We start from the raw sequence: 25,495 nt of genomic DNA on the forward strand, positions 1-25,495 counted from the left end.
ATTCTGTACACCAGAAATTTTAGTAGCACCATTCTCGACTAACATCCATAGGTGGACTCTAGAGAATTATAAGCAAATACTAACCAATGACATCCCATTCACAAAGTACATCTTCAATAGTACTATTCTTGGCATATTAACTACACTTTTAACAATCTCAATAGCAATACCAGCCTCGTATTCATTAAGTAGATTACCTAAAAGGATAGGTAGTCTATCAAAGTTATTCGTATTAATTGCGGCTCTATTTCCGTATGTTCTGCTATTCCTTGCGTTACTCGAATTTGCAAGAGGCATGAATATAGGAAATAATCTTTACCTACTTAGTCTTCCATACAGCGCATTGTCTATGCCTTTGGCAATTTTACTTTTATCCTCAGCATTTAAAGATATTCCAAAGGAACTAGAAGAAGCATCAGTTATAGAAGGTTTATCTCGATTTCAAATAATAAAATATGTTTTATTACCTCTTATAAAACCTGCCTTATCGAGCACATCAATTCTTGTCTTTATATTTTCATGGAATGAATACCCAATAGCATTAACTTGGCTTAGTAACCAAGATTCAATAACTCTTCCGGTAGCAATAGCCAGATTAGCCGGCTCATCTCTATACTCTGTTCCCTATGGTGCCTTTGCAGCAGCAACTGTACTTGGTTCAATTCCATTATTAATTATAGTAATGATTTTTCAAAGCCAAATAGTAAATGGCCTAACGCAAGGAGCTGTAAAGGGATGACACTACATCTTAATAATGTTGGAGAAAAACTGAACAACAAATGGATTCTTAGGAATGTCTGCCTAAGTGTTAATGATGGTGAGATTATGGCACTTCTAGGACCCAGCGGATGCGGCAAAAGCAGTACACTAAGAGTTATAGCTGGACTAGATAAGCCCAACGAAGGCGATATTTATATTGACAATAAAAATGTAACTATGGAACCTCCTGTGAATAGAGGGGTTGCAATGGTATTTCAAAGTTATGCTTTATTTCCCCACCTATCAGTCAAAGAAAATTTATCACTTGGTCTTCGAATCCGTGGAATAAGCAGGAAACAGATTCAGACAAGGGTTTCGACAATGCTTTCTATTATGAAATTAGAAGAACATGTAGAACAACTTCCATCAAAATTATCTGGCGGGCAACGTCAGAGAGTTGCACTGGCAAGAGCCCTTTTAAGAGATCCTTCTGTGTACCTACTTGATGAACCAATGAGTAACTTAGACGCACAGCTCCGTGAAGATCTCAGACCTGAGCTAAGAAGTCTTATGCAAAATAGAAATAAGCCTGTTGTTTATGTAACCCACGACCAACATGAGGCAATGGCTTTAGCCAACAGGATTTCGATACTAAATAATGGATCCATTGAACAAACAGGGACTCCAAAAGAAATCTACACAAAACCATCTACATTATTTGTAGCATCATTCATTGGCAGTCCAAAGATAAACACGATAAATAGCACTAACAATATTGTTAGTGCTATTCGACCAGAAGACATATTCTTTTCAAAAACAGGAATTCCGTGCAAAATTATTGCTAATGAATGGCACGGTAAAAATCAGATTCTACTTTTGAAATCACCTAAGGGCATAATTAGAATGTTATGTGAAAAAGATGAATCCATCCCAGAAAATATACAAATAACATGGGATAAAGATAAAGAACATCATTTTGACATTTCTACAGGTAAAAGTGTTGAACAATAATTTAAATTTTTCCATAATATTAGCATCTATATACTAGAAAAAAGCTTATCTTCTAAAAAATAATTATGTGATAAAGACTTCAATGCTAAGTGATTTACTCCTTCTATATCAGTTGGAATTGAAAGAGTCTCATGCCAAACCTTGATGAGTTGATCAACATCAAAAGAAGCTTCTAAATCTATGCAGTTTGAATTTAAATATGCAGAGGCAGCTGAAACCTTAGGATCATAGCTTAAAGCACATGTTGGAGCTCCGCAAAGTTTTGCTAAAATGTATGCATGTAATCTCATTGGCAAAACAATAGTAGCCTTCTGAAAACAACATGTTGCTTTATCGAATGAAGTAGCATTTAAAGTAATAGTCTTAGTAAAAAGTCTTTTTGGAATTAATTCATGTTGACATAGATAGTTAAAGAATGGCTCATCCATTTTCCTATCAAAGGACATCCATACGACAGGTCTATTAAGATGAGTTTGAAAATAGTCAAGTGCTATAAATAATTTTTTCCATTTATAATTATCTATTACATTTGTTGGACGCCAACATATAACTATTGACTCGCCACCTATCCACTCCTTTCTAGGCAATTGCCAAGTAGGATCTGGTGCACAAATAACAGGTATATTTATATTCCATGATTTATATAATTCAAAGGATTTTTGATCGCGCAAGCTTATACTAGAGGCACAACAAATCGCCTTTTGGACTAGGAAAACACTTATTCTCCTTTGCAAGGGTCCAAGACCCTGTGCCCATAGGATTATCTTAACTCCCCTAAATTTTGCATAGAATATAACTGCTAGATAGTATAGAAGACTCCTATAACTAGTTTTGTCCTGTAAGAGATTGCCACCACCAAGTATTAATGTATCAACATTATTTATACTATTAAAAACAGCAATTGGATTTCTTCGATTGACATATTTGACATTCCTTGAAAGATCAACAGGCATAAAGTGTTGATTTGTAGTAATTAATAAATTCACACGATTGTCTATCGAATTTATCAAAATCTCCAATAACAAATCATCACCTAAATTCCGCTCTCCGTAATATCCGCATAAAAGTACCGATGAAGGCCTAGCCTTTAATGGCAACAAAAAGGTTTGGGGTTCAGGAATGTTTTGCACCATTACGACTCCCTAAGCTATAGCTATCGATCTAATCACTTGCACGCTCTCTCTCTTGGCACGTGGTGGATACACGTCACGACCTTATTCGAATGGATTCTTGCGATCGTACTAATTTTGCGATGGAGCATTCAAAACAACAAGCCCAACATGAAGTGGTTAGCACTAGCCATGTTGCCAAACCTAGCCAGTGCGATGGCCGCTATTACCTGGCACATTTATGACAATGCATCTTCCTTAAAAGGTTTAGTAGTTCTCCAATCTGGATTAACAGTTGTAGGAAACTTTTGCCTTGCAGCAGCAGCTTGGAATCTTGTCAGGACAAAAAACAAACAAAGTCAACCATCATGAAACTCCCTGATTTTGACGCATTACTTGCCTATCTAGGAGGCGTTGACCCAAGCCCCTTTTTTGTCCTTTCATTAATCCCCTACCTCGGATTCCTTTACTGGGCTGCAAAAAGCAAAGAAATCCCTCCAATCTCACTCTGGGGATTCCGGTTGACGCTTTTATTTGTTGCCATGACAATAGTTTTTGCAATTATTGCGAGCGTTAGCTATGGGGAAGAGCTGACAAACATTGACCCGCTGCATGGAGCTGCTGAAGCATTCTTAACATTAAGCGATGCGTTGATAGCACTTGGCTTTTTGGGAATTGGCAAAAAAAATCTGGTGAATAACTCTTAAGAGGAATGATAAAAGTTCCCAAAAAGGGAACAATCAAGGAAAATAATATGGTGCTTACATGGTCTACATGATGACAAACCTATTAGCTGCTGCAGCAGCTGCCCCTGCCACATTTTCATGGTCTCCCAAAGTGGCGGTGGTTATGATCGCCTGCAACGTGCTTGCTTATGCCATCGCAAGGGCCAACATCGCTCAACCAAATGAAGGCTTTCAAATCCCTAATTCACAGTATTTTGGTGGTATGAGTCACGCATCAGTAGTTGCGGCTAACTGCCTAGGACATGTTTTAGGAATAGGAACCATATTGGGTCTTGCATCAAGAGGAGTTCTCTAAGGGACTAAAAGCTAATTTCGCTTACCCCTTCTATTAGTAAGGGTCCAGCAAAATCAGCCAAGAGGTATCCCTTATCGTCTACCTCAATGGTCAAAACAGTAGAGAGCTGGCAAAAGCAGCTCTCTACTGTTTTTGTGTGAAAAATCTTTAGCTTTCTTTCAAGATCCTATTATTCAGAAATTTAATTTATATTCTTTTCAAATTGCTCTTTTATACTTTCATTCTTGATTAACTCTGGGCCAGGGTTTAAATCAAAAAAGCTCATGATCTTCTCACACATTTGTGTTGGAGTTAGGCCTAGATCTTCTTTGCTTTGCTGAGGGCTGGCATGATCAACAAGCTTATCTGGAATAGCAATTCTCAAAGTGGGTATAAGTATATTTTGATCGACAAGGGACTCAACAACTGCTGCACCGAATCCGCCAGCAATTGCACCCTCTTCAATGGTGACTAATTTCCCGATTCTTCTTGCAATTGGATGGATCAACGATTGATCTAATGGCCTCAAAAACCTTGCATTAATTAAAGTGGAAGAAAAGCCTTCTTTAAGAAGAAGTTCTGCAGTTTTAGTTGCAGGAGAAACCATTGAACCATATGCCACTATTAATATATTTTCACCTTTCGATAAGACTTCTCCCTTGCCAATTTGTAAGGGTTCAATTCCCTCTTCCATAATAGGTACACCTTCTCCTGATCCACGCGGAATACGTAAAGCAGATGGTCCTTTATGCTGAATACAAGTAACTAACATTCTTTGTAATTCGGCTTCATCCTTAGGTGCCATAACGGTAAAGTTAGGGACAGCTCTTAAATAACTAATATCATATTGACCTTGGTGAGTTGGACCATCTGCACCTACAATTCCTGCTCTATCTAATACAAACGTTACCGGCAAATTTTGAATGCCAATATCATGAATCAACTGATCATATGCTCGTTGCAAAAAAGTACTGTAGATAGCAACTACTGGCTTTAATCCCTCACATGCCATCCCTCCAGCAAGAGTGACAGCATGTTGCTCTGCAATTCCAACATCCAAATATTGATCAGGTACAGCCTTTTGAAGAAGATCTAACCCTGTCCCAGTTGCCATAGCTGCTGTAATCCCAACAATAGTTGGGTCTGCTTGGCAAAGTTTCACAAGAGTCTGTCCAAAGACCTTGCTATAGCTTGGGGGTTTAGGAGTCTTAGAAGGAACTGACTTACCAGTTGTCAAGTCAAAAGCTGATTGAGCGTGATAACCAACTTGATCAGCTTCGGCATATGGATAGCCCTTCCCTTTAGTAGTGCAAACATGAACCAATACAGGCCCACCTACCTTATGGGCAGCATCAAACGTTCGAATCATGAGACTAATGTCATGACCGTCAATTGGACCCATATAAGTGAAACCTAACTCTTCAAAAACAGCTCCCATCTTTGGAACTGCCAACCTTCTCATGCTGCCTTTTAGGGATTTGAGATCTTCCGGAAGTTCACCACCCATAAAAGGAAGGTTTTTAACACTTTCCTCAACACTGTCAGTGAGAAATTGCAGAGGAGGACTATGTCTGATGCGATTTAAATAAGTTGACAAAGCTCCCACAGGGGGAGATATAGACATGTCATTATCGTTTAAAACAACTAAAAAGGGTGTCTTAGGTAAGTGGCCAGCGTGATTTATCGCCTCAAGAGCCATTCCCCCAGTCAAAGCACCATCACCAATCACTGCTACACATTTAAAAGACTCCCCCCTTCTTTCCCTAGCTAGAGCCATCCCTAGGGCTGCTGAGATTGAAGTGCTGGCATGACCCGCCCCAAAATGGTCAAAGCTACTTTCAGTTCTTTTAAGATATCCCGCAACACCATGCTGTTGACGTAGAGAATCAAATCGTTCAAAACGACCTGTAAGAAGTTTATGGGGATAAGCCTGATGACCAACATCCCAAACAACTTTGTCCTTATCGAGGTCAAGTGTTTGATACAACGCAATTGTTAATTCAACAACACCCAGGCCTGGACCTAAATGGCCACCACTGGTAGACACGACTTGTAAATGTCGTTCTCGAATCTGACAAGCAACATCTTCAAGCTCAGCTGTGCTGAGTCCATGTAATTGATTTGGATGTGTTAACTCGCTAAGACGCATGCCGAACTAACAATCAACCTATTCAATCTAAAGCCTCCTGTTCATGAATGATCAAAAAACTGGCCTTAGTCCATGGAACGTTGTTAATGAAAAGACCGAAAACTTGCCAAAATAGAGCTTATGGAAGATTACTTAAAAAAAATTCTGCGTGCTCGCGTATATGACGTAGCAAAGGAAACCCCCTTGGACTTTGCCAAAAATCTCAGCACCCGCCTAAAAAATCAAATTTGGTTCAAGCGTGAAGACCTCCAACCAGTCTTTTCTTTCAAACTTCGTGGCGCCTATAACAAAATGGCACAGTTAAGTGCTGAAGAATTAAAGATAGGTGTAATTGCCTCTAGTGCAGGAAACCATGCACAAGGAGTAGCCCTGAGCGCTTCAAAGCTTAAATGTAGAGCTGTAATAGTTATGCCCATAACCACGCCTGCAGTAAAGGTCCAAGCCGTTGAGTTGCTAAATGCAGAGGTGATTTTGCATGGAGAAACATATGACGAAGCCTATAAAGAAGCTCTTCGAAGGAGCATCAAAGATGGTCTTACATTTATCCATCCCTTTGATGATCCAGAAGTCATAGCAGGACAAGGAACCATTGCTATGGAGATTCTTAGACAATGCCACATACCACCTGATGCAATTTACGTTGCAGTTGGAGGAGGAGGACTAATAGGTGGAATCTCAGCTTATGTAAAAAGACTCTGGCCTCAAGTTGAAGTGATAGGAGTTGAACCAATAGATGCTAATGCTATGACCCAATCCCTAAAACAAAACAAACGAGTGGAGCTAAATACAGTCGGTTTATTTGCTGATGGTGTGGCTGTTAAAAAAGTAGGGGAACAAACCTTCGCTCTCGCACAAAAATATGTCGACAGAATGGTGACAGTTTCAACAGATGAAATTTGTGCTGCGATTAAGGATGTCTTTGAAGACACACGTTCAATCCTCGAGCCTGCAGGTGCATTAGCAATTGCAGGTTTAAAGGCTGATGTGAACAATCGCAATATGCAGGAGAAAACCCTTATAGCAGTGGCCTGTGGGGCCAATATGAATTTTGATCGTCTGAGATTTGTTGCGGAGAGAGCTGAATTAGGAGAAGAAAGGGAAGCAATGTTTGCTGTTGAAATCCCGGAAAAAGCAGGAAGCCTAAAAAACCTTTGTGAAACTCTTGGGGAAAGAAGTCTCACAGAATTCAGCTACAGAATGTCTGATGGAGCAAAAGCACAAATATTTATAGGAATAGAAGTCCTTGGGACTGAAGACAGGGTCGAATTGGTCAACAAACTAGAGGTGGGAGGGTTCCCTTGCCTTGATCTCACAAAAGACGAGCTCTCAAAATCACACCTTCGGCACATGGTCGGAGGCCGACTACCATCTTCAGCGAAAAAATTATCTGAAGATGGTTTTAAGGAGCTCTTGTACAGATTTGAATTTCCAGAACGTCCTGGCGCATTGATGAAGTTTGTTAGCAACCTTCACAAGGGATGGAGTATTAGCATTTTTCACTATAGAAATCATGGAGCAGACGTTGGGAGAATAGTTGTTGGAGTCCTTGTTAGAGAAAAAGAAATAAAGTATTGGTTTGATTTCGTTGATTCGCTGGGTTATCCAAGTTTCGAAGAAACAAACAATTCTGCATATCGCCTCTTTCTAGGTGCACAGTAGTTGTTATCGCGGTAACTTGATATATCGCTAATTTGGCCCAAATATGGCCAACCAACCAACCACCACCTTTAGTGAAGACGCAAGAGTCTCACTTCAAGCTCGTATAGAAGCGATCCTTTACTTAAAAGGAAAGCCAACTAGCGCTAAAGAATTAGCTGAACTATCTGGTGAAACAGAAAGTTCCGTAGAAGAAGCATTGCTAACACTAATGGCATGCTATGCACAAAGAGATACAGCGCTTGAAATCCTAGAAACTAATAGAAGTTATAGCCTTCAGTTACGTCCAGGACTAGGTGGTCTAGTTCAAAATCTTTTGCCTGTTGATCTTTCAACTGCCACCCTTAGAACTCTTGCAACCATCGCACTAAAGAAAAGAATTCTTCAATCTGACCTGGTTGAATTAAGAGGTTCAGGAGCCTATGACCATATAAAAGAATTACGTGAACAAAATTTCATTGAGCGAAAACGACAAAGTGAGGGTAGGTCTTATTGGATAACCCTTTCAGAAAAATTTCATAGAACCTTTTCTGTCATTCCAGAATTAAATGCAGCAGAATCCCAAAAAGCAGCATAGAGTTCAACCCTAACCGACTTTTACAATGGAAATCATTGCTACATTTCTTCAGGTACTTGCCCAAACACTTGAGATTTACTCTTTAGTTCTAATCGTTCGTGTTCTTCTTAGTTGGTTCCCAAACCTAGATTGGAGCAACCCTGTATTAAGTACAGTAAGCTCGATTACGGATCCATATTTAAATTCCTTTAGAGGAATTATCCCACCAATAGGAGGTCTCGACTTATCTGCAATACTTGCATTTATTGCTTTAAGTCTGATGCAACGTCTTTTATTCAGTGCAAGTATTGCTTTCCTAAGTGGAACAAATGGTTATTTTGGATAACAGAAATATTGTTAATTAACCATCTAGAATTCTAAAAATTGATTAATTAATTTATAAAATCAATTAGCAATATCTCGAAATTTATAAATTTCACCTCTTGTCGCCTTCACCTCCTAAACGTCCCCTATCTGCCCTACTGGCTAATTTAGCTAAATTAGCTTTTGCAACATGCTCGAGGGAAAACCCTAACTCACTTGAAAGTTGTGCCACATACCAAAGCACATCACCTAGCTCTAGCATGATAGCTTCAGAAGAACTCTCATCAAAAACTCCCCCTTTATCTCGAATCACCTTCTTAACCTTGTCAGCGACCTCACCTGATTCACCAGTTAGACCAAGCGTTGGATAAATGGGGTTTTCTCCAACATTTGGATAAAGCGCTGTTGTCCTGGCCTGCTCCTGATAATGATTTAGTTCCATGTCGCTGATAGAAGAGAATAATGATGAGGCTTAGATAGTATTTTCGAGGTGAAACATTTACCCACAATGGCAAATTTCGATCTAGCTCGCAGAACTAAGATTGTTGCCACAATTGGTCCAGCGACTGAGGAGCCAGAACGGATAAAGGAATTAATACGAGCTGGTGCAACAACATTTCGTCTAAATTTCTCTCATGGAGACCACAATGAACATGCAAAAAGGATAAAGACCATTCGTCGTGCCTCTGACGAGCTTGGTGTTCACATAGGAATACTTCAGGATTTGCAGGGGCCCAAAATCCGACTTGGTAGATTTAAAGATGGCCCAATTAGCCTCAACAAAGGTGACATATTTACACTGACATCAAAAAAAGTAGAGTGTAATCACGATATAGCAACAGTTACCTACGAAAAGCTTGCAAATGAAGTGACTGTTGGAAGCCGAATACTTCTTGATGATGGCAGAGTCGAAATGAAAGTAGAAAAGGTCCTAACAAAAGAGCAAAAACTAAAGTGCTTAGTAACTGTTGGAGGTGTTCTTTCCAACAACAAAGGCGTAAATTTTCCAGATGTTCAACTTTCTGTTAGAGCCTTAACAACTAAGGACAAAGAAGATCTAAGTTTTGGATTAAATCAAGGTGTTGATTGGATAGCTCTTAGCTTTGTACGAAACCCCTCTGATATGAAGGAAATAAAAAAATTGATCCATTCACAGGGTCATTCAACACCGGTTATTGCAAAAGTTGAGAAATTCGAAGCAATAGACCAAATTGATGCGATTCTCCCCTTATGTGACGGTGTAATGGTTGCAAGAGGAGATTTAGGAGTAGAAATGCCTGCAGAGGAAGTGCCTTTACTTCAAAAAGATCTTATTCGCAAAGCAAATAGTTTGGGGATTCCGATAATCACGGCCACTCAAATGCTTGACTCAATGGCCTCATGTCCAAGACCAACAAGAGCTGAGGTTAGTGATGTTGCAAATGCGATTCTTGATGGAACTGATGCAGTAATGCTTTCTAATGAAACTGCTGTTGGGGAATACCCAGTAGAAGCAGTAGCCACAATGGCAACAATAGCAATGCGAATTGAGCGGGACTACCCCCAAAGAGCTCTAGATAGTTATCTAGAATGCACTATTCCAAATGCAATTAGTGCGGCAGTCAGTAGCATCGCTAGTCAATTAAATGCAGCTGCAATCTTACCTTTAACAAAAAGTGGTGCTACCGCCCACAATGTTAGTAAGTTTAGACCGCCAACACCAATACTAGCTATTACAAATGAAGCCGAAGTCGCACGAAGACTTCAGATTGTCTGGGGCGTTACACCTTTACTAATTGCCACACAGAAGAGCTCTTCTAAAACTTTTAATCTCGCGATGGGAATTGCAAGGAAATTAGGTTTACTTAAAGATGGTGATATAGCTGTTCAGACTGCTGGAACACTTGAAGGAGTAAGTGGGTCTACAAACCTTTTAAAAGTAGAGATTGTTAGGCCTAACTTGCCAACTGGAAAAGGCATTGGCATGGGCAACATTAAAGGAAAAGTCAAAATCTATTTAGAATCCGAATCCACAGAAAAAAAAGGGAAAGAGTATATTTTAGTAACACCAAAAACTGATAATGATCTTACTGAGGAGATTAAGGAATCATCAGCAGTAATAACAGAAGATGAGGATGAAGAAAGTAATGTTGTTCGTATTTCAAAACAATTAGGAATTCCAATTATTCTTGGGGTAAAAGGTGCTGTGAATCAACTTAAAAGCAATGAATTCATCACTCTAGAAATAGAACAAGGTCTTATTCATAGAAATCAAGATCCAGACATTGGAATTGGCTTAGGGGAATAACTAACTGATATGCAAAGCAAATTAAGCCTTTCAGAAACAGTTGGTATGGCTGTCTCTACCTTAAGAGCAAATAGGCTAAGAAGCTTACTAACAATGTTAGGAATTGTTATAGGAAATGCCTCTGTAATTACGTTGGTTGGGGTTGGTAGAGGTGCTCAGAACCTTGCCGAAGGACAATTAAGCAATCTGGGTGCCAATGTACTATTTGTTGTTCCTGGTAATAATGACACTAGAAGGAGAGGAGTTGCCTTTCCTCGAAACTTAGTTCTTGAAGATGCCAAAGCAATACAAAAACAGGTTCCAAGTGTCAAACGTGTGGCTCCACAAATTACATCAAGTGAAGTTATACAAGCAGGTTCTAGGAGTACATCAAGCTCAATCTCAGGAATAACTCCTGACTTCCTACCTGTTAGAAGTTTTGAAGTTGCAAGTGGAAGGTTTATTAGTAGTCAAGACATGAAAAGTGCAAAAAGTGTTGCTGTTATAGGACCTGATCTGAGAAGGAAGTTATTTAAGTTTGAGAATCCAATTGGAAAAGTAATTCGAATAAAAGATCAATCATTTGAGGTTATTGGTGTAATGGAGCCAAAGGGAGCTGTATTTGGAAATAATCAAGACGAAAATGCATATATACCTTTATCAACAATGGTGAGCAGAGTCAAAGGGAGAGATCCAACCTATGGAATCAGTCTAAGCTTTATAAGTGTTGAAGCTAAAAATGAAAAAAGTACTAGAGCAGCAAAGTTTCAAATAACAAATCTTTTAAGGCAAAGACATAAAATTTTAAGAGATGATGATTTCGCAGTTAGGTCTCAAAAGGATGCTTTGAAAATAGTTAGTACTATTACCGGAGGGTTAACTTTTATGCTAGCTGCTATTGGGGGCGTTTCACTGATTGTTGGTGGTATAGGGATTATGAATATTATGTTAGTAGCAGTTAGTGAAAGAACTGAAGAGATTGGGTTAAGAAAAGCTCTTGGAGCCAGAAGCGCAGATGTCTTAATTCAATTTCTTGTTGAATCTTTGATTTTGGCAAGTCTTGGAGGAGTAGTTGGTACGACAGTAGGAATACTTGCAATAGCAGGTGTTTCTACAATTACACCTCTGCCTGCAACCATTAGTGCAGTGACAGTTATGGCGACGGTGAGTCTGTCAGGTGGAATAGGTTTGTTTTTCGGAGTAGTCCCTGCCAGAAGAGCCGCCAAACTTGACCCTATAGTTGCCTTAAGAAGTCTCTAATCCAAAAAGCAACTCTAAAAGAAAATTCAGCTCCAGACTTAAACTAAAAACCTTAAAACCTCAACAAGACGAAGTCCATGTCACTAGAGTATAAAGACTTAAAAAGACTTTTTAATTAAAAATGAATCAGCGCTGGCGTTTGCTTCTTCTATGGTTCTTGCCAGTCTTCATGGCGTCTTTGCTCGCATGGCAGGTTATAGGTGGCGCAAACCCGAACACTGTCGATTCAGAAAGGACGGTTTCAGCTCCTAGAAATGCTGCTGTTGCGAGAATGAGTTATGGAAGATTCCTAGATTATGTAGAAGCTGGAAGGGTTACCTCAGTAGATATATATGACGGTGGTAAAAATGCTGTGGTTGAAGCAGTAGAACCTGATCTAGACAACAGAGTTCAAAAAATAAGAGTTGATCTACCAGGTCTAGCTCCTGAACTGATCAACACCTTGAAGAATGAGGGAATTAGTTTTGATATCCACCCTCAAAGAAAAGCCCCACCAGCCTTAGGAGTGTTTGGGAATTTATTATTCCCACTTTTATTAATTGGTGGTCTAATACTTCTTGCTCGCAGATCAAACTCCATGCAAGGAGGGCCTGGACAGGCTATGCAGTTTGGGAAAACAAAGGCAAGGTTCGCAATGGAAGCGGAAACTGGAGTGAAATTTGACGATGTCGCAGGTGTATCCGAGGCAAAACAAGATCTTCAAGAAGTAGTTACCTTTCTAAAGCAACCTGAAAGGTTCACTTCAATTGGTGCACAAATCCCTAAAGGGGTGCTTTTAATAGGTCCTCCTGGCACAGGGAAAACCCTTCTTGCAAAGGCTATAGCAGGAGAAGCCGGAGTCCCATTCTTCTCGCTATCTGGCTCAGAGTTTGTAGAGATGTTTGTTGGAGTAGGAGCGAGCCGAGTACGTGATTTATTTAAAAGAGCTAAAGAAAACAATCCTTGCCTAATATTTATTGATGAAATAGATGCAGTAGGTCGCCAAAGAGGCGCTGGAATAGGAGGTGGGAACGACGAGAGAGAACAAACCCTTAATCAATTACTTACAGAAATGGATGGGTTCGAAGGTAATAGTGGGATTATTATTATTGCGGCAACTAATAGGCCCGATGTTCTGGACTCAGCATTGATGAGGCCTGGAAGGTTTGACAGACAGGTCTCAGTTGATGCACCAGATATAAAAGGCAGGCTTTCTATACTTAAAGTGCATTCACGAAATAAAAAGTTAGAAGAAAACCTTTCATTATCAAGTGTTGCCAGGAGAACACCCGGCTTTACTGGAGCAGATCTAGCAAACCTACTAAATGAAGCAGCAATACTTACTGCTCGTAGAAAGAAAACTGCTATAAGCCTTCATGAAATAGATGATGCAGTTGACAGAATAATTGCTGGCATGGAGGGCCAGCCTCTAACTGATGGAAGAAGCAAAAGGCTTATTGCTTATCACGAAGTTGGTCACGCTTTAATAGGAACGCTTGTAAAGGAACATGATCCTGTTCAAAAAGTAACTCTTATACCTAGAGGTCAAGCGAAAGGGCTGACATGGTTTTCACCCGATGACGAACAATCCTTAGTTAGTAAGGCTCAGTTAAAAGCAAGAATAATGGGAGCACTTGGAGGAAGAGCTGCCGAAGATATTGTATTTGGACATTCTGAAGTCACCACTGGAGCAGGAGGAGATATACAACAAGTTGCCTCCTTGGCAAGGCAAATGGTTACTCGCTTTGGGATGAGTGATTTAGGTCCTGTTTCTCTTGAGAATGGAAACCAAGAAGTGTTCCTAGGAAGAGATTTAATGACCAGAAATGATATATCTGATGCAATATCTCGTCAAATTGATGAAAAAGTTAGAGAAATGGTAAAGAGTTGCTATAAAGACACCTTATCCATTCTCAGGAAGAACCGGGAAGCAATGGATAACCTGGTTGATTTACTTATAGAAAAAGAAACAATGAATGGTGAAGAACTTATTGATGTTGTATCTAAATATAGTTCAATTCCAGAGAAAGAAAGGACTACACCAATTCTTTAAGTTAAAACCAAAAGGGAAATATGTATAAAAGTTAGCTAACTGAATGAACTGGTTTTTTATCTAAAACACTATCAATTATTCCATAATCCATGGCTTCCACTGGAGACATAAAGAAATCTCTATCTGTATCATCTTCTATACGTGACAAAGGTTGACCAGTCCGCGTAGATAGTTCTTGATTCAATCTACCTTTTAGATAAAGAATTTCATCAGCTTGGATCCTTATATCACTTGCTTGTCCACGAGCTCCGCCAAGAGGCTGATGAATCATTATTCTTGAGTGTTGCAGGGAACTTCTTTTCCCCTTAGTACCAGAACACAACAGAAAAGCTCCCATACTTGCAGCCAATCCTACGCAAACAGTATGAACATCTGGCTTGACATGCTGCATCGTATCGAAAATACCTAATCCATCGTAAACTGAACCTCCTGGAGAGTTGATATACAAGAAAATATCCTTTTCTGGATCCTCTGCCTCCAAAAATAGCAACTGGGCAACTATTCGGTTCGCAGAGTCACTCGTAACAGGCTCTCCTAAAAATACGATTCTTTCTCTTAGAAGCCTGGAATAGATGTCAAATGCTCTTTCTCCACGGCCCGACTCCTCTATAACTATCGGGATCATGCTCAAAAGCTCCTTTTCCCCTATCTTAGTAGGAACATCTAAAAAGCTAAAGTAATTTAATGCCGATTCGAGATAGAAAATGAACGAAAGACAAACCATTGAAGACAGTAAGCGTGCATTCTTAAAGTCATTCCCGCACGTCATTCCACCCCTTTACAGACGTATGGTGGATGAATTGCTAGTTGAACTACATCTCTTAAGTCACCAAAAAAAATTTCAACAAAACCTATTATTCTCAATCGGAATAAAAGAGGTCTTTTCAAGATTTACAATTGGATATAAGCCCACTGAGCATTTACCGCTTCTTTTTGATTCATTATGTAAAAGTAGTGGTTTTGAGCCCTCAAAAATAAAAGTTCAAGCAAGTAAACATACTACGCATGAAAGTGCAAAAAATATAGATGACCTAAAAATATTGCTTGTAGATTCAAACAATCATTCCCAAGCAAATACATACTATTGCAGGTTAATGGCAGTCGGAGTTTACGAGCTTGTAATGAAGACGCAAACAACAGAGAACAAAGACGAGGCATTAAAGGAAAGCATTGTGATTTCTAAATCAATTGGCCTACCAGTTGAAAGAGTAGAGAAAGACCTAAAGGTTTACAGTTCGAATATTGAAAGAATTAGTCAAGCAATAGAATTAATACGGGAAACTTCTTTAACAGAAAAGAAAAAAAAGGAAGGCTCTAATCCAAAGAAAGAAGAAGACTCCCCTCTAAAAGGTGATAAATAAAAAACAAGGAACATTTGTTAATAGATTAAATTCCTAATTAATATTAATTACTTTTTTTTTCACGCCCCTTGTCACGTCTGTTTATTAATGACAAATAAGCTACTGATATAGTTACAAAGATTAGCAAACAAAGGGCTGAAATTTGCAAGTAGTCATTTAAGGTGACTAATTTTAGAATTTGTGGAAAATCAGAAATCAATTGAGCCATCGCCATTTCTCCCCCAGACAACCATGGCTATCGAAAAGGTAAAAACAAAAGCTAGTGAGGCCCAAGCAAATGTAAACAACATAATTTTAGTTCTGGGGTTTTGAATATAAGCTTTTACCAGGTTACACGTTTTTGCCCTCAAAGTGATGACTTATTCAAAGTCAAGCTCCTCTTCTCTACTTGAAAGGCAGAGGACAACGAAAAAATACCCCGAGGCTAGAGTCATTGTTCTGGATGATGACGTAAATACGTTTGAACATGTAGTGAAATGTCTAGTCAAAATCATCCCTGGAATGAAGGAAGAAAGGGCTTGGGAGCTTGCAAAGGAGGTAGACAAAGAAGGAGCAGCTGAAGTTTGGTGTGGCCAATTAGAACAGGCTGAGCTCTACCATCAACAGCTTTCAATAGAAGGGCTAACGATGGCACCTCTTGAAAGGTGCTGATTTTCGACCCGCTTATAAAGATCATTAAAATTAAAAATTTGCATCATATTTTTTTTATTAAAGAACCAATTTCTGGATTTAAATGATTAAGGTACCAACTTATGGATCTGCCGCCACAGAAAAATTATAAATAATCGAAAGCGCTTCTGAAAGAATGAAATACCTTTGTTTTGTACTAAAATGAAAAAGATCTACACAGCCAGGAATTAGGCAAGTCCCTGCACTGCAGAACCCTGCAACTCTATACTTAGAAGCCTATGCCCACTTCCAAAAGCTTGATCCAAAGGTTCGCTTACTATCTCAGACAGGAGATTAACTGAACAAAGCATATTTAACTAACTAACCATTCCATTATTGTCGTAGCCAAATCCACTAACCCTGGCCATAAAGCCATTAAAACTTTGGGCAGATTAGTAATCACTCACAGTACTTATATCGAAGGGTTGATCCCAGTGCTAAGAACCCTTGCAGAAATGGAGGGAATCAAAACAGTTACACCAGGAGTAATCGGTACAGGTAAAGGCAGGTGCGAAAGTCTTGTTTTAAGAGTGACGACGAGGACCATCGGAGGATACAAACTGATAGCAAGAAAGGGTAGAAAAACGCAGGAAATATTTTTAGTAACGCATAAAGACAGTACTTGCTTAAAAGAATATATTAATAAGATCTTAAATAAGTAGGGGTATACATGGTCATATAGAGGTTGTTAAAAATGGATTCAGGGCGGAAAAAACAGAACCCTAAAATACTTAAGGTGAAACTTTGACAAGTAGAATAAAGAAGATTAAACAATATTTGTTTAGAAGAAAGTGAAAGTTGAAGAAAACCAAATAATAAAGATTAAGGGGTGGAGATAAGAAGGTTTTTATTTATCAAAGGAAAGTTATTAACGGATATAATCAGATATAGATAAGATCCTAAGAAGTTTGCTTATTAATTGGATAAATTCAAAGAGAGCAATATCAGGGATTGCTAACGACAGAAAATAAAATTTGTTTAAACCGGGTCAATGGGTGCGTGGAAAGCAAAAGTAAGCTATCAAAGGGTAATTGAAACCAAAGGATGGTCAAAACTAATTGGCTTTCAGGCTACAAGCTCAGTAAAGAGCTAGGGATAAACCAAGAAACCTTAAAAAGGTGGGCTGAACTAGGTTTTTTGCAAAAGGGAACTCATTGGAAAAGAATTAGTCACATAGACAATGAAATTCTATCCAACGAAACACCGCCTGAAAAAGGAGAAATCATTTACCACCTGAATTGGTGTAAGGAACAGATGAGAGCATGGAAATCTAGAGATGCTAAAATTCCAGACATCGCAGCCTAGAGAAAATTATTAGCCTCAAAAGAGTTAACCTAATTTAGTAGCGGAATCTTCTTTGAACTTCTGCGATTGATTCTTGACTTTCCCTAGAAAATAATATCCATTGTCTGGTCTCTAGATCGTGGTCACATCCATATAGATTGGAATTTGGGTTGGTTTTTAGGGTAAAATGGCAAGCCTGATCAGCTTCAAAAGCAGATTTATATTTAGTAAAATAGTCAAGAGAATAAAGAAATAGTATGGAAACAAGTAAAGCAGCTAAAAAATAGTTTTTCAATGTTCCCAACTAAAATTATCTTTAATTATATATCAAATCAGTGAGCTAGAGGCTAGCAATTATAAATTGTTGAAATTAGGACCTAAAGTTGATCTAAGTCTCTAGCAGTATTATTTTGAAGTTGTTGTAGAAGATTGGCAATTAAGAACCACATCATAACACCAGACGAAATAATTATAGAAGAAGCCGATATCAAAGAGTTATGAAAGGAAAAGTCGTAGGTAAAAAGAACCAATGCAAAGATGCTGGATATGGAAAGTAAAGTGAAGCTCCAGCTAATTAAAGTAAAAAAGTTAGCTAGGGGGAGAATCGAAACCTGATGGGTTTTCCAATCAAAAATCTTTCTACGCACTAAAAAAATGAAAATAAATGAAAAAAAAAGGCTGGTAGAGATTGAAATCGTCAACAATCTACCTGTACCATATATGTAGGGTAACTGCTCAACATAACTAAGCATAGTGAAAATGGGACTGAATTTAGATTAGCTCAATTCAGAAGAAAGGCTACAAACATGATGGTATCAAAAGATTGCGGATAATCTTTATGAATACAAGCGTTGAATAAAATTAAGATTAAGTATTTTGTTGTTCTACTTACAAAAACGTTTTAAGGAGCTATAATTAAATTAAATTAAATTAAATTAAATGAAAGTGTTATTTCTTTCATCCATATATTCAAAGTTTCCACACTTTGACTTGATTTTATTAATCATTGGTGCCTTTTTTGTAGCCACTGTAGGTCTGATGAGCATAACTTTTTTCATTGATGACTATTGGGGGGATGAGGGTTACCGCAGCTATTTACGAAATGGCAACAATAGAAAACTAAAGAGCTAGCGAAAGCAGCAAGAAAACATTATTTAGGTTTAGCAAGTTTACTTAAAAGCTCTGGCACTTCATCTTTCGCAAAGTTGTACTGGGTCTTTAATCTATGAAGGCGATACATTGATTCGTCATCAATGCAGTTTTTATCATTTTTATTAGTGGCAAGATGCCTACGGTAGGCTATTGCTATCAATGTAAGTTGTAATTCGTGAGACAACTGACTTTTAGAGGAAATATAATTTTGCATTGATTCAAGACTGGCTTCTTGAGTAAGCAAGTTAACAAGTTCTTTTATAAGGATTTCATTCTCGAGGTCTATTCTGAAAGCCCTTAATGAGGTTTCTAATAAAAAGCGGGTTAATGTTGTGTCAGATTTAGAAAGAATAGTTCCAGGGTAGGAAGTTCCAAGGAAGTTGATTGTAGAAAATTTACTAGTTTTTTTTCTAAGCTCCGAAATGAGCTGCATAGTAATAGTCGAAATCCTAATGTTGATTTGAGAGTCTAGTGTTTGCAATAGTTTAGGATGTAGTTTCTTTAGAACAAACAATAGCATACTAATAGCCGAAAAGGAAATCTATTAACTATTGCGTTCCTGATATCTTTTGATATCATTGAGTTAATAAAGAATTACTGATGGACATTGAGAAAAAGTTTGCGCGCTCACTCACTCCCTTGACAGTAAGCACATGTGTAGACTTATCGTTATTAGCAACAAAGGAGGCTAGTGGCTTTATTTATGTTGCTTATAGAGAAAACGATTTAATAATTAAAACGGGGTATGTTAAAAATATGGAAAAAATAAAATCCAAAGAAGAGAACAGGAATGTAGTTATTTTCTGTAAACCAGCAAAGTTGAACGAGCTTGATTACATGTACCTAACTTTGAAAGACCTGGGTTATGTTCCTTTGGGAAGATCATCCGAAAATAGTTATACTTACAAATATAGTGAAAGACTAAAAAAATTGATAGGATTACTTGGCATACCTAACGAACAACGCATAGTGCAGGCTAAGCGCACAAAATATCCTTTAAAAAAGTCTGAATTTTAATATAAGCTTGAGATTGAGTTGATATACCCTATATTTGGTAAATTATGGGCGAGAGACATTGCTATTAATTTTAGCTCCAATACTAATGACTGCTTGCACTGAGCTAAGTAGCCAGATAGACCTTAATGTCAAAAGATATATACCTAATCAAAGTATTCATACCAGGAAAACGTTTAAAATTGTCCAGAATAATCTTCCTCCAGTAATGAACCCTGTAGAAATAGAGGTAATCCCCTGGAGGGAAACAAGGAATAAATTAGCCCCAAAAACCTATCAAAAAGTAGTTAAAACTAGAAGGAAGTCTAAAAATCAACGGAGATAGAATTCACCTTTCAAAACAGCTGCTAATTAAGTATAAAGAATATCAACGTCCATTGGCATAATTTTGACTGGCAAATTTTCAAAGAGAGTGGCAGAATTATAAAAGATTAGATACATACGTGAATCTCCTGTCTAAGGTCCTCAAACGAATCAGCTTTCAAACAAAACCCTTAAGTCATAGGGATATAAGTGATGTAATCGCATTGAATAAATCCCAATTGCAACCCAAGCAAAATTTGGCATCTGCAATTGAGTCAAAACCTATACCTGAAAATAAAGAGGAGAAGGAGAAATCTCCGAATTATAAAACTGATGACCTTATGACTCTTCCTGGGGTTGGTCCTAAGGTGGCAGACTTGTTGTTAAACGCAGGTTATAAGACTGCTTCAGATGTTCTATCGGCCCCAAGTAACGATCTTATTCAAATAAAGGGCATTGGCCGAACGGTTCTAAAAAGAATAAAAAACGAGAATTAACGATTGGCTCAATCTAAAAAATTTATAAAGCAAGTAAAATGGAATTAACTTAAAGGTAATGTATAATTAAGAACAATTGACTATAGAAGCATGTCTTATAAATATATGCTCGTTGCCTTCGGAGAGATAGACATCTCACCTATTACTATAGCAATATTAGTAGGATTGGCTAGCCTAACCTTTGGGGCTGTAGCTATTAGTTCTATAAAATTACTAAAATTTGGAAGAGATGATGATTAGTTAATCAAAATCACCGACCCCATTTAACTAATGGTAATTATATGAGAAGCGGCATGCGATGTAAAATATGTAGAGCTGAGCTTGTAAGTACAAGTGAAGATCAACTAGCTAAATTAATAATTAATGGAATATGCATTAACTGTCTTCAGAGAACCAAAAAAAACAAATTAAATGGTAGATGGGTAAAACAAAATCAATTATTTATTTTACTTGTTTGTGTAATAGCCATAGTCATAATTATATGGTGAAGGTTTATTATAATTCAAAGTCATTTTCAAATTGGGACAAAAGCTTCTGATAAACGGTCAAGGCATTTTCTGAGACATCAGTAAATCCATTATTATCATATTCAACGGAGAGTATTATCAACGAATTTTTAATATTTTCAAAGGCAGAGCTATATTCTGCTTGAATTTCTTCGTCCTCAATATCATTGATAACTGCAGTGATAAACTCAATTCTTTTTAAGGCTAGCTTAATTTCATGTTCCATCTCACGTGAAAGTTTCCTTCTTCGTTTAGGCATGAGTAATCTAAAAGGTATAACAACAATACTGTAAACAAGTCGAAGTTTGTAGGGTTATCATTGTTTTGAAACCATTTACTGAGAAAGAGTAAAGGATAAATTAGTATAAGCAACCACGTAAGTTTATACTAGGAGTATTAAAGGCACTAAAGGACTAAGGAACTATGACAATATTACTAGTAGAAGATGCACAACTGTAAAAATCTTGTAAAAATATCTTAAGTTGTACCAAAATTATGAATATTCCACCACCAGAAACAAGAAAATGTAGCCAATGTGCTAGGTCTCTTTCATTAAATCTCTTCAAACAAAATAGTGAGATATGTAGATACTGTGACCATGGTTCACAGGCACCAGAACTTAAGCAGGTAAGGAATGGCTCTATTAGCATTGATTCCTCTAATCTAACCGGGAAATCTGATCTAATTAATTCATCAACCCTCATTGAAAAAACAAATAACATAGTCAAAGAAAAAACACCTAAATCGGGAAGTAACAAACCAGGCTCTCCATTAACCAAAACTTCTCTTGATTTATTTGAATCACATCTCCCAGAAATAGCATTAATAAAAGGATGTTCAATCCGTTGGAATGACGCTAAGCTAGACTCAAGCAAAATCCTAGAGTTTATAAAGGATTCTGAGAATTATAATTCCCAGAATAATAATGAGGTTAATCCATGGAATGAATTAATCGATCGTATAGATTCATTATATGTTGATGCTACGGTTATTAAATCATCGATAAGAACTTTATTAAGAATGCCATTAAATATACGAGAAAGGATTTTAAAATTTATAAGAGGGTCACTTGAAGATCAAAGTAAAAGTGGGGACGCGATAAATACTCTTTCTAATGACCTACTTAAAGATTCGATAGAGTTAGGATATCCAATCCCCCTGATACCATTGCCAGATCATGATGAATTAGCTTCTATCAAGAGACTTGATAGAAGTATTGAAATTTTGACAATTAGATTAGGGTCGAGAGAAATTGCTGATTATATTAACAATAAAAAGTTTATATTCTCAAGAAATGAATTTGAAAATGACATAATAGAAAAACTGTGCAGACTTTATAAAGATAACCACAATGTGGAAGATCAAATACAGCTTACAAAAAAAATTAGCTCTTCTATAAATTTAATCTATAGACTTTATGGCTTAAATTTAGATGCCTTTGATTCAGTTATAGATGTAAGTTGATTCGACTCATTTTAGATAATAGTAAATTATATGAAATATCCTGACGTGTGGATATTCAATAATTAAATGAATCTATGACAGTTAGTCTATTAATCACTTAATTCAACAATTGATTATAAATTTAACTTTACCTTGGTGACAATTAATTGTATTAGTTCAAATTGATGCTAGTATTAAAAATCTAGACTTATCATTACTTGCTATGCTTTCAGATGAGGCTGAAAGAATTTTATCAGAAAAAGTTTCCTACTTTGATAAGAATTTAAATTCGATAATCTATTTTTCTGATGAAGTACAACTTTCACATATTCTAAAGGATAATATACATAACACTCTTTTTAAAGAATCATTGTTATGTTGGCCTGATGATATTAAATCTAAGATAGTAGATATCTACCTTCAAAATACTGTAGACAAGAATAATATTGAGATAACTGAAAACTCCTGGGAGGAATTTTATGAAATGTATGACGGCAAATTAGATGAGAAAAACATGCTTCATATTACACTTAAGGCCAGTTTTCAGAAAGATATTGAAGGTTTAGGTTATCTTGCACAAAAGCCTGACGAAAGTTGGCACAAGCCTTTAGCGGGAGAGTATAACTTCAATGATGAAGGAGATATTATTATAATTCATGCATGCCCAGACATTGAAATATTTGACTCCAAGATTGATCAATTCATTGACGAACTAAACATACATCCTGAATGGGTTAAAAAGGCTGAATTAACAGCAATGTAATTAAAATAGAATTTAGAAGAGAAATTAAAATTAGAAATTTTGTAATCTTTACTCCCTCCACACATCAAAATGCTGACGAATCTCTATTTGTAGCGTGTTTTACTGTCTAACTACGAGGGAAAGAGGTTTATTAAAGCGGCTTGAAAAAGCAGAAAGTAACAACAATGTCTTAGAAACCGAATCTTAGGGGTTTGTCGCGTTAATCTCGAGGAGTGCTGTTCAATGAGGTTGCTTTTGTGACAGATGAGACTCAAGTCCAAGCAATGAGTTTGAGAAGTCCAGAGAAAATCTCTACTCTCTCTGCACATCTCTCATTTACTCAGTCCTACGCCAAATGAATGATGCATCCCCAGATGCTTTGGTAATAGGCTCCGGGCCTAGTGCTCTTGCAATAGCAACAGCACTCTGTAAAGAAGGAGTAAAGGTACACGGTCTTTCAAATAAAGAACCTAATGAACCATGGCCATATACCTATGGTATATGGGGAAAGGAGGTGGATGAATTAGGAATGGAACATCTTCTGGAACACAGATGGAGGAACACAGTAAGTTATTTCGGAGAAGGTTCTAATCAGAAAAATTCGCAGCATAATAATGCTACAGAACATAATATTGAATATGGGTTATTTAATAAAATTAAACTGCAGGAATATTGGTTAAATCAATGTGAAGAGTATAATTTGGTTTGGCATAAAGGACACGCTAAAGATGCATTAGTAGGTGATAAGCATACAACTATCAAAACCAGAGAGGGCTTCACACTAAAAGCAAGGCTAGTTATAGATGCTAGCGGCTATGATCCAGTTTTTATCAAAAACAAATCAGAAGGAGATATAGCAATCCAAACTTGTTATGGAGTAGTGGGTAAGTTTAATTCTCCTCCCGTGGAGAGCGGTCAGTTTGTCCTTATGGATTATAGATGTAACCATTTAAGTAACAAGGAAAGAGAAGAACCCCCAACATTCCTTTATGCAATGGATATGGGAGGTGGAAGTTACTTTCTGGAAGAAACTTCTTTAGGACTTTCACCACCGGTAGAACTTGAAACCCTGCGTAAAAGACTTTCAATGAGATTAAAAAGTAGAGGCCTTGAAATTACCGATTTGGAGCATGAAGAATTAGGCATATATCTTCCGATGAATATGCCCCTACCCAATATGAATCAAGGTATTTTTGGATTTGGTGGGGCAGCAAGCATGGTGCATCCTGCTTCTGGTTACATGTTTGGCGGCTTGCTTAGAAGAGCCCCAGGTGTGGCAAAAATAATTGCGGATAAAATGAATAATTTAGAAGCCACACCCCACGAAATATCTAAAGCAGCCTGGAACGAATTATGGCCAGCTGAAATGGTTAGAAAGCAGGCACTCTATAAGTTCGGGCTGGAGAAATTGATGAGATTTTCTGAGGATCAACTAAGAGACTTCTTTAAAGGTTTCTTTACACTTCCAACGGAACAGTGGTATGGATTTCTCACTAATAAACTTGATGTCAATGAACTGATAAAGGCAATGGTTAAAATGTTTATAATCGCTACATGGAATGTAAGGTGGGGCTTAATGATAATGAAAGGAAGAGAGTTTAATCTATTGTGGAATTTTCTTAAAAGATATTAGTAATAAAATGACAAATAATCATCGAGAAGATATAAACAAGTTAAATAGTAAATAAACTATGATGTTGTAAGCATATTATAAATGATGAAACCGAGAAAAGTAATGATAAGTGGCGCCACTAGGGGAATTGGCAAAAGCATTGCCCTCAGGCTTATTAAGGAGGGTCATCACCTCAGCCTCGGTGTGAGAGGACTTGATAAATGTAATGAGATGATAGCGAATCTAAATGAGGATGAAAAGCAAAGAGTTTACTTACACAAATATAATGCTGAACATAAAAGTACTGCTGAAAGCTGGGTAAAGTACTCGGTTGATAAACTAAAAGGGGTTGATACTATAATAATTTGTGCAGGGATATTTAAGGATACGCCATTAATTTTTTCAGAAAGTGTTGAAAATGAAATAAGTAAATTATTACAAGTCAACCTTATGGGTCCGTGGTATTTAATGCGGGCAGGGTGGAGTGAAATAATTAAATCTAATAATAGCCGAATAATTGTTATTTCTTCAATGAGTGGTAAAAGGTCTAAGGGGAAACTTGCTGGTTACACGGTAAGCAAGTTTGCGCTTATGGGCCTTTGCGAAACAGTAAGAAATGAGGGATGGGAATATGGTTTGCGTATTACCGCACTCTGTCCAGGCTGGGTAAATACAGACATGGCTAATGATGTTTTGAATATCAGCAAAAAGGACATGACTCAACCAGAAGACATTGGGGAAATATGCGCTAGTTTACTTAAACTACCTAATAGCTCAGTACCATTTGAAATTAAAATCAACTGCAACTTAGAAAAATAAATAAAAGATGA

30 protein-coding genes are annotated in these 25,495 nt (G+C 37.4%); 22 read left to right on the forward strand and 8 right to left on the reverse strand.

Annotated elements, in window-relative coordinates:
- Window positions 1–66: 66 nt before the first annotated feature.
- Complete coding sequence (locus SOI84_RS01810; protein WP_320675494.1) at window positions 67–297, reverse strand: hypothetical protein; 231 nt, start codon at window positions 295–297, stop codon at window positions 67–69.
- Between SOI84_RS01810 and SOI84_RS01815 the strand changes: the two genes are divergently transcribed.
- Window positions 206–739 (forward strand): carbohydrate ABC transporter permease, encoded by a 534-nt coding sequence (locus SOI84_RS01815; RefSeq protein WP_414153614.1) that lies wholly within the window; start codon window positions 206–208, stop codon window positions 737–739. The two genes, SOI84_RS01810 and SOI84_RS01815, sit on opposite strands and share 92 nt — an antisense overlap.
- Complete coding sequence (locus SOI84_RS01820; RefSeq protein WP_320674703.1) at window positions 736–1,710, forward strand: ABC transporter ATP-binding protein; 975 nt, start codon at window positions 736–738, stop codon at window positions 1,708–1,710. The genes SOI84_RS01815 and SOI84_RS01820 overlap by 4 nt, the downstream gene beginning before the upstream one ends.
- Window positions 1,711–1,736: 26 nt before the next feature.
- On the opposite strand, the gene csaB is transcribed toward SOI84_RS01820, so the two are convergent.
- Window positions 1,737–2,843: a polysaccharide pyruvyl transferase CsaB gene (gene csaB / locus SOI84_RS01825; protein ID WP_320674704.1), complete on the reverse strand. Its 1,107-nt coding sequence runs from the start codon at window positions 2,841–2,843 to the stop codon at window positions 1,737–1,739.
- 36 nt (window positions 2,844–2,879) lie between these two features.
- On the opposite strand from csaB, the gene SOI84_RS01830 reads away from it, so the two are divergent.
- The 3 genes from SOI84_RS01830 (at window position 2,880) to psaK (ending at window position 3,860) form a co-directional block, all read left to right on the forward strand.
- The gene (locus tag SOI84_RS01830; protein WP_320674705.1) at window positions 2,880–3,191 is read left to right on the forward strand and encodes a DUF2499 domain-containing protein; all 312 of its coding nucleotides are present in this window, start codon (window positions 2,880–2,882) and stop codon (window positions 3,189–3,191) included.
- On the forward strand, window positions 3,188–3,526 hold the full coding sequence (locus tag SOI84_RS01835; RefSeq protein WP_320674706.1) for a DUF3593 domain-containing protein: 339 nt from the start codon (window positions 3,188–3,190) through the stop codon (window positions 3,524–3,526). Before SOI84_RS01830 ends, SOI84_RS01835 begins: the two co-directional genes overlap by 4 nt.
- A gap of 67 nt (window positions 3,527–3,593) precedes the next feature.
- A complete protein-coding gene (gene psaK / locus SOI84_RS01840; RefSeq protein ID WP_320674707.1) occupies window positions 3,594–3,860 on the forward strand; it encodes a photosystem I reaction center subunit PsaK in 267 nt (88 codons plus the stop codon).
- Window positions 3,861–4,041: 181 nt separating this feature from the next.
- On the opposite strand, the gene dxs is transcribed toward psaK, so the two are convergent.
- On the reverse strand, window positions 4,042–5,988 hold the full coding sequence (dxs, locus tag SOI84_RS01845) for a 1-deoxy-D-xylulose-5-phosphate synthase (protein ID WP_320674708.1): 1,947 nt from the start codon (window positions 5,986–5,988) through the stop codon (window positions 4,042–4,044).
- Window positions 5,989–6,108: 120 nt separating this feature from the next.
- On the opposite strand from dxs, the gene ilvA reads away from it, so the two are divergent.
- The 3 genes from ilvA to SOI84_RS01860 are packed head-to-tail and all read left to right on the forward strand — an operon-like array spanning window position 6,109 to window position 8,546.
- Window positions 6,109–7,647 carry a threonine ammonia-lyase, biosynthetic gene (gene ilvA, locus SOI84_RS01850; protein WP_320674709.1) on the forward strand — a complete coding sequence of 513 codons (1,539 nt, stop codon included), beginning with the start codon at window positions 6,109–6,111 and terminating at the stop codon, window positions 7,645–7,647.
- Window positions 7,648–7,690: 43 nt separating this feature from the next.
- Window positions 7,691–8,221: an SMC-Scp complex subunit ScpB gene (gene scpB, locus SOI84_RS01855; protein WP_320674710.1), complete on the forward strand. Its 531-nt coding sequence runs from the start codon at window positions 7,691–7,693 to the stop codon at window positions 8,219–8,221.
- A 25-nt stretch (window positions 8,222–8,246) separates the two neighbouring features.
- Window positions 8,247–8,546: a YggT family protein gene (locus tag SOI84_RS01860; RefSeq protein ID WP_320674711.1), complete on the forward strand. Its 300-nt coding sequence runs from the start codon at window positions 8,247–8,249 to the stop codon at window positions 8,544–8,546.
- A 90-nt stretch (window positions 8,547–8,636) separates the two neighbouring features.
- Here SOI84_RS01860 and SOI84_RS01865 read toward each other — a convergent pair whose 3' ends face one another.
- The gene (locus SOI84_RS01865) at window positions 8,637–8,966 is read right to left on the reverse strand and encodes a nucleoside triphosphate pyrophosphohydrolase family protein (RefSeq protein ID WP_320674712.1); all 330 of its coding nucleotides are present in this window, start codon (window positions 8,964–8,966) and stop codon (window positions 8,637–8,639) included.
- 66 nt (window positions 8,967–9,032) lie between these two features.
- Between SOI84_RS01865 and pyk the strand changes: the two genes are divergently transcribed.
- The 3 genes from pyk (at window position 9,033) to ftsH (ending at window position 14,082) form a co-directional block, all read left to right on the forward strand.
- Window positions 9,033–10,811, forward strand: a complete 1,779-nt coding sequence (pyk, locus tag SOI84_RS01870) for a pyruvate kinase (RefSeq protein ID WP_320674713.1) — start codon at window positions 9,033–9,035, stop codon at window positions 10,809–10,811.
- 9 nt (window positions 10,812–10,820) lie between these two features.
- Window positions 10,821–12,050 carry an ABC transporter permease gene (locus SOI84_RS01875; RefSeq protein WP_320674714.1) on the forward strand — a complete coding sequence of 410 codons (1,230 nt, stop codon included), beginning with the start codon at window positions 10,821–10,823 and terminating at the stop codon, window positions 12,048–12,050.
- Window positions 12,051–12,171: 121 nt separating this feature from the next.
- Window positions 12,172–14,082, forward strand: coding sequence for an ATP-dependent zinc metalloprotease FtsH (ftsH, locus tag SOI84_RS01880; protein ID WP_320674715.1), 1,911 nt, complete (start codon window positions 12,172–12,174; stop codon window positions 14,080–14,082).
- A 31-nt stretch (window positions 14,083–14,113) separates the two neighbouring features.
- On the opposite strand, the gene clpP is transcribed toward ftsH, so the two are convergent.
- The gene (clpP, locus tag SOI84_RS01885) at window positions 14,114–14,707 is read right to left on the reverse strand and encodes an ATP-dependent Clp endopeptidase proteolytic subunit ClpP (RefSeq protein ID WP_320674716.1); all 594 of its coding nucleotides are present in this window, start codon (window positions 14,705–14,707) and stop codon (window positions 14,114–14,116) included.
- Window positions 14,708–14,786: 79 nt separating this feature from the next.
- Between clpP and psb29 the strand changes: the two genes are divergently transcribed.
- The gene (gene psb29 / locus SOI84_RS01890) at window positions 14,787–15,443 is read left to right on the forward strand and encodes a photosystem II biogenesis protein Psp29 (protein WP_320674718.1); all 657 of its coding nucleotides are present in this window, start codon (window positions 14,787–14,789) and stop codon (window positions 15,441–15,443) included.
- Window positions 15,444–15,631: 188 nt separating this feature from the next.
- Here the strand turns inward: psb29 and petN are convergent, their stop codons facing one another.
- A complete protein-coding gene (gene petN / locus SOI84_RS01895; protein WP_320674719.1) occupies window positions 15,632–15,733 on the reverse strand; it encodes a cytochrome b6-f complex subunit PetN in 102 nt (33 codons plus the stop codon).
- Between the two features lie 64 nt (window positions 15,734–15,797).
- On the opposite strand from petN, the gene clpS reads away from it, so the two are divergent.
- The 3 genes from clpS to SOI84_RS01910 all read left to right on the forward strand — a co-directional run bounded on the left by clpS (window position 15,798) and on the right by SOI84_RS01910 (window position 17,417).
- Window positions 15,798–16,094: an ATP-dependent Clp protease adapter ClpS gene (clpS, locus tag SOI84_RS01900; protein ID WP_320674720.1), complete on the forward strand. Its 297-nt coding sequence runs from the start codon at window positions 15,798–15,800 to the stop codon at window positions 16,092–16,094.
- Window positions 16,095–16,546: 452 nt separating this feature from the next.
- Entirely contained in the window at window positions 16,547–16,774 is a 228-nt protein-coding gene (locus SOI84_RS01905) for a DUF2103 domain-containing protein (RefSeq protein WP_320675320.1), read from the forward strand.
- 382 nt (window positions 16,775–17,156) lie between these two features.
- On the forward strand, window positions 17,157–17,417 hold the full coding sequence (locus tag SOI84_RS01910) for a hypothetical protein (RefSeq protein ID WP_320674721.1): 261 nt from the start codon (window positions 17,157–17,159) through the stop codon (window positions 17,415–17,417).
- A 1,129-nt stretch (window positions 17,418–18,546) separates the two neighbouring features.
- Here SOI84_RS01910 and SOI84_RS01915 read toward each other — a convergent pair.
- Window positions 18,547–18,981, reverse strand: a complete 435-nt coding sequence (locus SOI84_RS01915; RefSeq protein ID WP_320674722.1) for a hypothetical protein — start codon at window positions 18,979–18,981, stop codon at window positions 18,547–18,549.
- A gap of 167 nt (window positions 18,982–19,148) precedes the next feature.
- Between SOI84_RS01915 and SOI84_RS01920 the strand changes: the two genes are divergently transcribed.
- From SOI84_RS01920 to SOI84_RS01930, 3 genes are all read left to right on the forward strand, one after another.
- Window positions 19,149–19,565, forward strand: coding sequence for a hypothetical protein (locus SOI84_RS01920; protein WP_320674723.1), 417 nt, complete (start codon window positions 19,149–19,151; stop codon window positions 19,563–19,565).
- 440 nt (window positions 19,566–20,005) lie between these two features.
- Complete coding sequence (locus SOI84_RS01925) at window positions 20,006–20,362, forward strand: helix-hairpin-helix domain-containing protein (RefSeq protein ID WP_320674724.1); 357 nt, start codon at window positions 20,006–20,008, stop codon at window positions 20,360–20,362.
- A gap of 293 nt (window positions 20,363–20,655) precedes the next feature.
- Window positions 20,656–20,850, forward strand: a complete 195-nt coding sequence (locus SOI84_RS01930; RefSeq protein ID WP_320674725.1) for a hypothetical protein — start codon at window positions 20,656–20,658, stop codon at window positions 20,848–20,850.
- Between the two features lie 7 nt (window positions 20,851–20,857).
- Here the strand turns inward: SOI84_RS01930 and SOI84_RS01935 are convergent, their stop codons facing one another.
- A complete protein-coding gene (locus SOI84_RS01935) occupies window positions 20,858–21,094 on the reverse strand; it encodes a hypothetical protein (protein ID WP_320674726.1) in 237 nt (78 codons plus the stop codon).
- Between the two features lie 269 nt (window positions 21,095–21,363).
- Between SOI84_RS01935 and SOI84_RS01940 the strand changes: the two genes are divergently transcribed.
- From SOI84_RS01940 to SOI84_RS01955, 4 genes are all read left to right on the forward strand, one after another.
- Window positions 21,364–22,332, forward strand: a complete 969-nt coding sequence (locus SOI84_RS01940; RefSeq protein WP_320674727.1) for a hypothetical protein — start codon at window positions 21,364–21,366, stop codon at window positions 22,330–22,332.
- Between the two features lie 202 nt (window positions 22,333–22,534).
- Entirely contained in the window at window positions 22,535–23,074 is a 540-nt protein-coding gene (locus SOI84_RS01945; RefSeq protein ID WP_320674728.1) for a hypothetical protein, read from the forward strand.
- 334 nt (window positions 23,075–23,408) lie between these two features.
- Window positions 23,409–24,686: a lycopene beta cyclase gene (gene crtL, locus SOI84_RS01950; RefSeq protein ID WP_320674729.1), complete on the forward strand. Its 1,278-nt coding sequence runs from the start codon at window positions 23,409–23,411 to the stop codon at window positions 24,684–24,686.
- A gap of 81 nt (window positions 24,687–24,767) precedes the next feature.
- Window positions 24,768–25,484 (forward strand): SDR family NAD(P)-dependent oxidoreductase, encoded by a 717-nt coding sequence (locus SOI84_RS01955; protein WP_320674731.1) that lies wholly within the window; start codon window positions 24,768–24,770, stop codon window positions 25,482–25,484.
- Window positions 25,485–25,495 lie beyond the last annotated feature (11 nt).

Origin of the sequence: Prochlorococcus sp. MIT 1341 (assembly GCF_034092415.1) — a bacterium.
Taxonomy (GTDB): Bacteria; Cyanobacteriota; Cyanobacteriia; order PCC-6307; family Cyanobiaceae; genus AG-363-P08.

What these genes read in the sequence shown, in the direction of transcription:
- SOI84_RS01810 (WP_320675494.1), bottom strand. Translation starts at nt 297, where the DNA reads ATGCCTCTTGCAAATTCGAGTAACGCAAGGAATAGCAGAACATACGGA.
- SOI84_RS01820 (WP_320674703.1), top strand. Translation starts at nt 736, where the DNA reads ATGACACTACATCTTAATAATGTTGGAGAAAAACTGAACAACAAATGG.
- csaB (WP_320674704.1), bottom strand. Translation starts at nt 2,843, where the DNA reads ATGGTGCAAAACATTCCTGAACCCCAAACCTTTTTGTTGCCATTAAAG.
- SOI84_RS01835 (WP_320674706.1), top strand. Translation starts at nt 3,188, where the DNA reads ATGAAACTCCCTGATTTTGACGCATTACTTGCCTATCTAGGAGGCGTT.
- psaK (WP_320674707.1), top strand. Translation starts at nt 3,594, where the DNA reads ATGATGACAAACCTATTAGCTGCTGCAGCAGCTGCCCCTGCCACATTT.
- dxs (WP_320674708.1), bottom strand. Translation starts at nt 5,988, where the DNA reads ATGCGTCTTAGCGAGTTAACACATCCAAATCAATTACATGGACTCAGC.
- ilvA (WP_320674709.1), top strand. Translation starts at nt 6,109, where the DNA reads ATGGAAGATTACTTAAAAAAAATTCTGCGTGCTCGCGTATATGACGTA.
- scpB (WP_320674710.1), top strand. Translation starts at nt 7,691, where the DNA reads ATGGCCAACCAACCAACCACCACCTTTAGTGAAGACGCAAGAGTCTCA.
- SOI84_RS01860 (WP_320674711.1), top strand. Translation starts at nt 8,247, where the DNA reads ATGGAAATCATTGCTACATTTCTTCAGGTACTTGCCCAAACACTTGAG.
- SOI84_RS01865 (WP_320674712.1), bottom strand. Translation starts at nt 8,966, where the DNA reads ATGGAACTAAATCATTATCAGGAGCAGGCCAGGACAACAGCGCTTTAT.
- pyk (WP_320674713.1), top strand. Translation starts at nt 9,033, where the DNA reads ATGGCAAATTTCGATCTAGCTCGCAGAACTAAGATTGTTGCCACAATT.
- SOI84_RS01875 (WP_320674714.1), top strand. Translation starts at nt 10,821, where the DNA reads ATGCAAAGCAAATTAAGCCTTTCAGAAACAGTTGGTATGGCTGTCTCT.
- ftsH (WP_320674715.1), top strand. Translation starts at nt 12,172, where the DNA reads ATGAATCAGCGCTGGCGTTTGCTTCTTCTATGGTTCTTGCCAGTCTTC.
- clpP (WP_320674716.1), bottom strand. Translation starts at nt 14,707, where the DNA reads ATGATCCCGATAGTTATAGAGGAGTCGGGCCGTGGAGAAAGAGCATTT.
- psb29 (WP_320674718.1), top strand. Translation starts at nt 14,787, where the DNA reads ATGAACGAAAGACAAACCATTGAAGACAGTAAGCGTGCATTCTTAAAG.
- petN (WP_320674719.1), bottom strand. Translation starts at nt 15,733, where the DNA reads ATGTTGTTTACATTTGCTTGGGCCTCACTAGCTTTTGTTTTTACCTTT.
- clpS (WP_320674720.1), top strand. Translation starts at nt 15,798, where the DNA reads ATGACTTATTCAAAGTCAAGCTCCTCTTCTCTACTTGAAAGGCAGAGG.
- SOI84_RS01910 (WP_320674721.1), top strand. Translation starts at nt 17,157, where the DNA reads ATGGTCAAAACTAATTGGCTTTCAGGCTACAAGCTCAGTAAAGAGCTA.
- SOI84_RS01915 (WP_320674722.1), bottom strand. Translation starts at nt 18,981, where the DNA reads ATGCAGCTCATTTCGGAGCTTAGAAAAAAAACTAGTAAATTTTCTACA.
- SOI84_RS01920 (WP_320674723.1), top strand. Translation starts at nt 19,149, where the DNA reads ATGGACATTGAGAAAAAGTTTGCGCGCTCACTCACTCCCTTGACAGTA.
- SOI84_RS01930 (WP_320674725.1), top strand. Translation starts at nt 20,656, where the DNA reads ATGCGATGTAAAATATGTAGAGCTGAGCTTGTAAGTACAAGTGAAGAT.
- SOI84_RS01935 (WP_320674726.1), bottom strand. Translation starts at nt 21,094, where the DNA reads ATGGAACATGAAATTAAGCTAGCCTTAAAAAGAATTGAGTTTATCACT.
- SOI84_RS01940 (WP_320674727.1), top strand. Translation starts at nt 21,364, where the DNA reads ATGAATATTCCACCACCAGAAACAAGAAAATGTAGCCAATGTGCTAGG.
- SOI84_RS01945 (WP_320674728.1), top strand. Translation starts at nt 22,535, where the DNA reads ATGCTTTCAGATGAGGCTGAAAGAATTTTATCAGAAAAAGTTTCCTAC.
- crtL (WP_320674729.1), top strand. Translation starts at nt 23,409, where the DNA reads ATGAATGATGCATCCCCAGATGCTTTGGTAATAGGCTCCGGGCCTAGT.
- SOI84_RS01955 (WP_320674731.1), top strand. Translation starts at nt 24,768, where the DNA reads ATGATGAAACCGAGAAAAGTAATGATAAGTGGCGCCACTAGGGGAATT.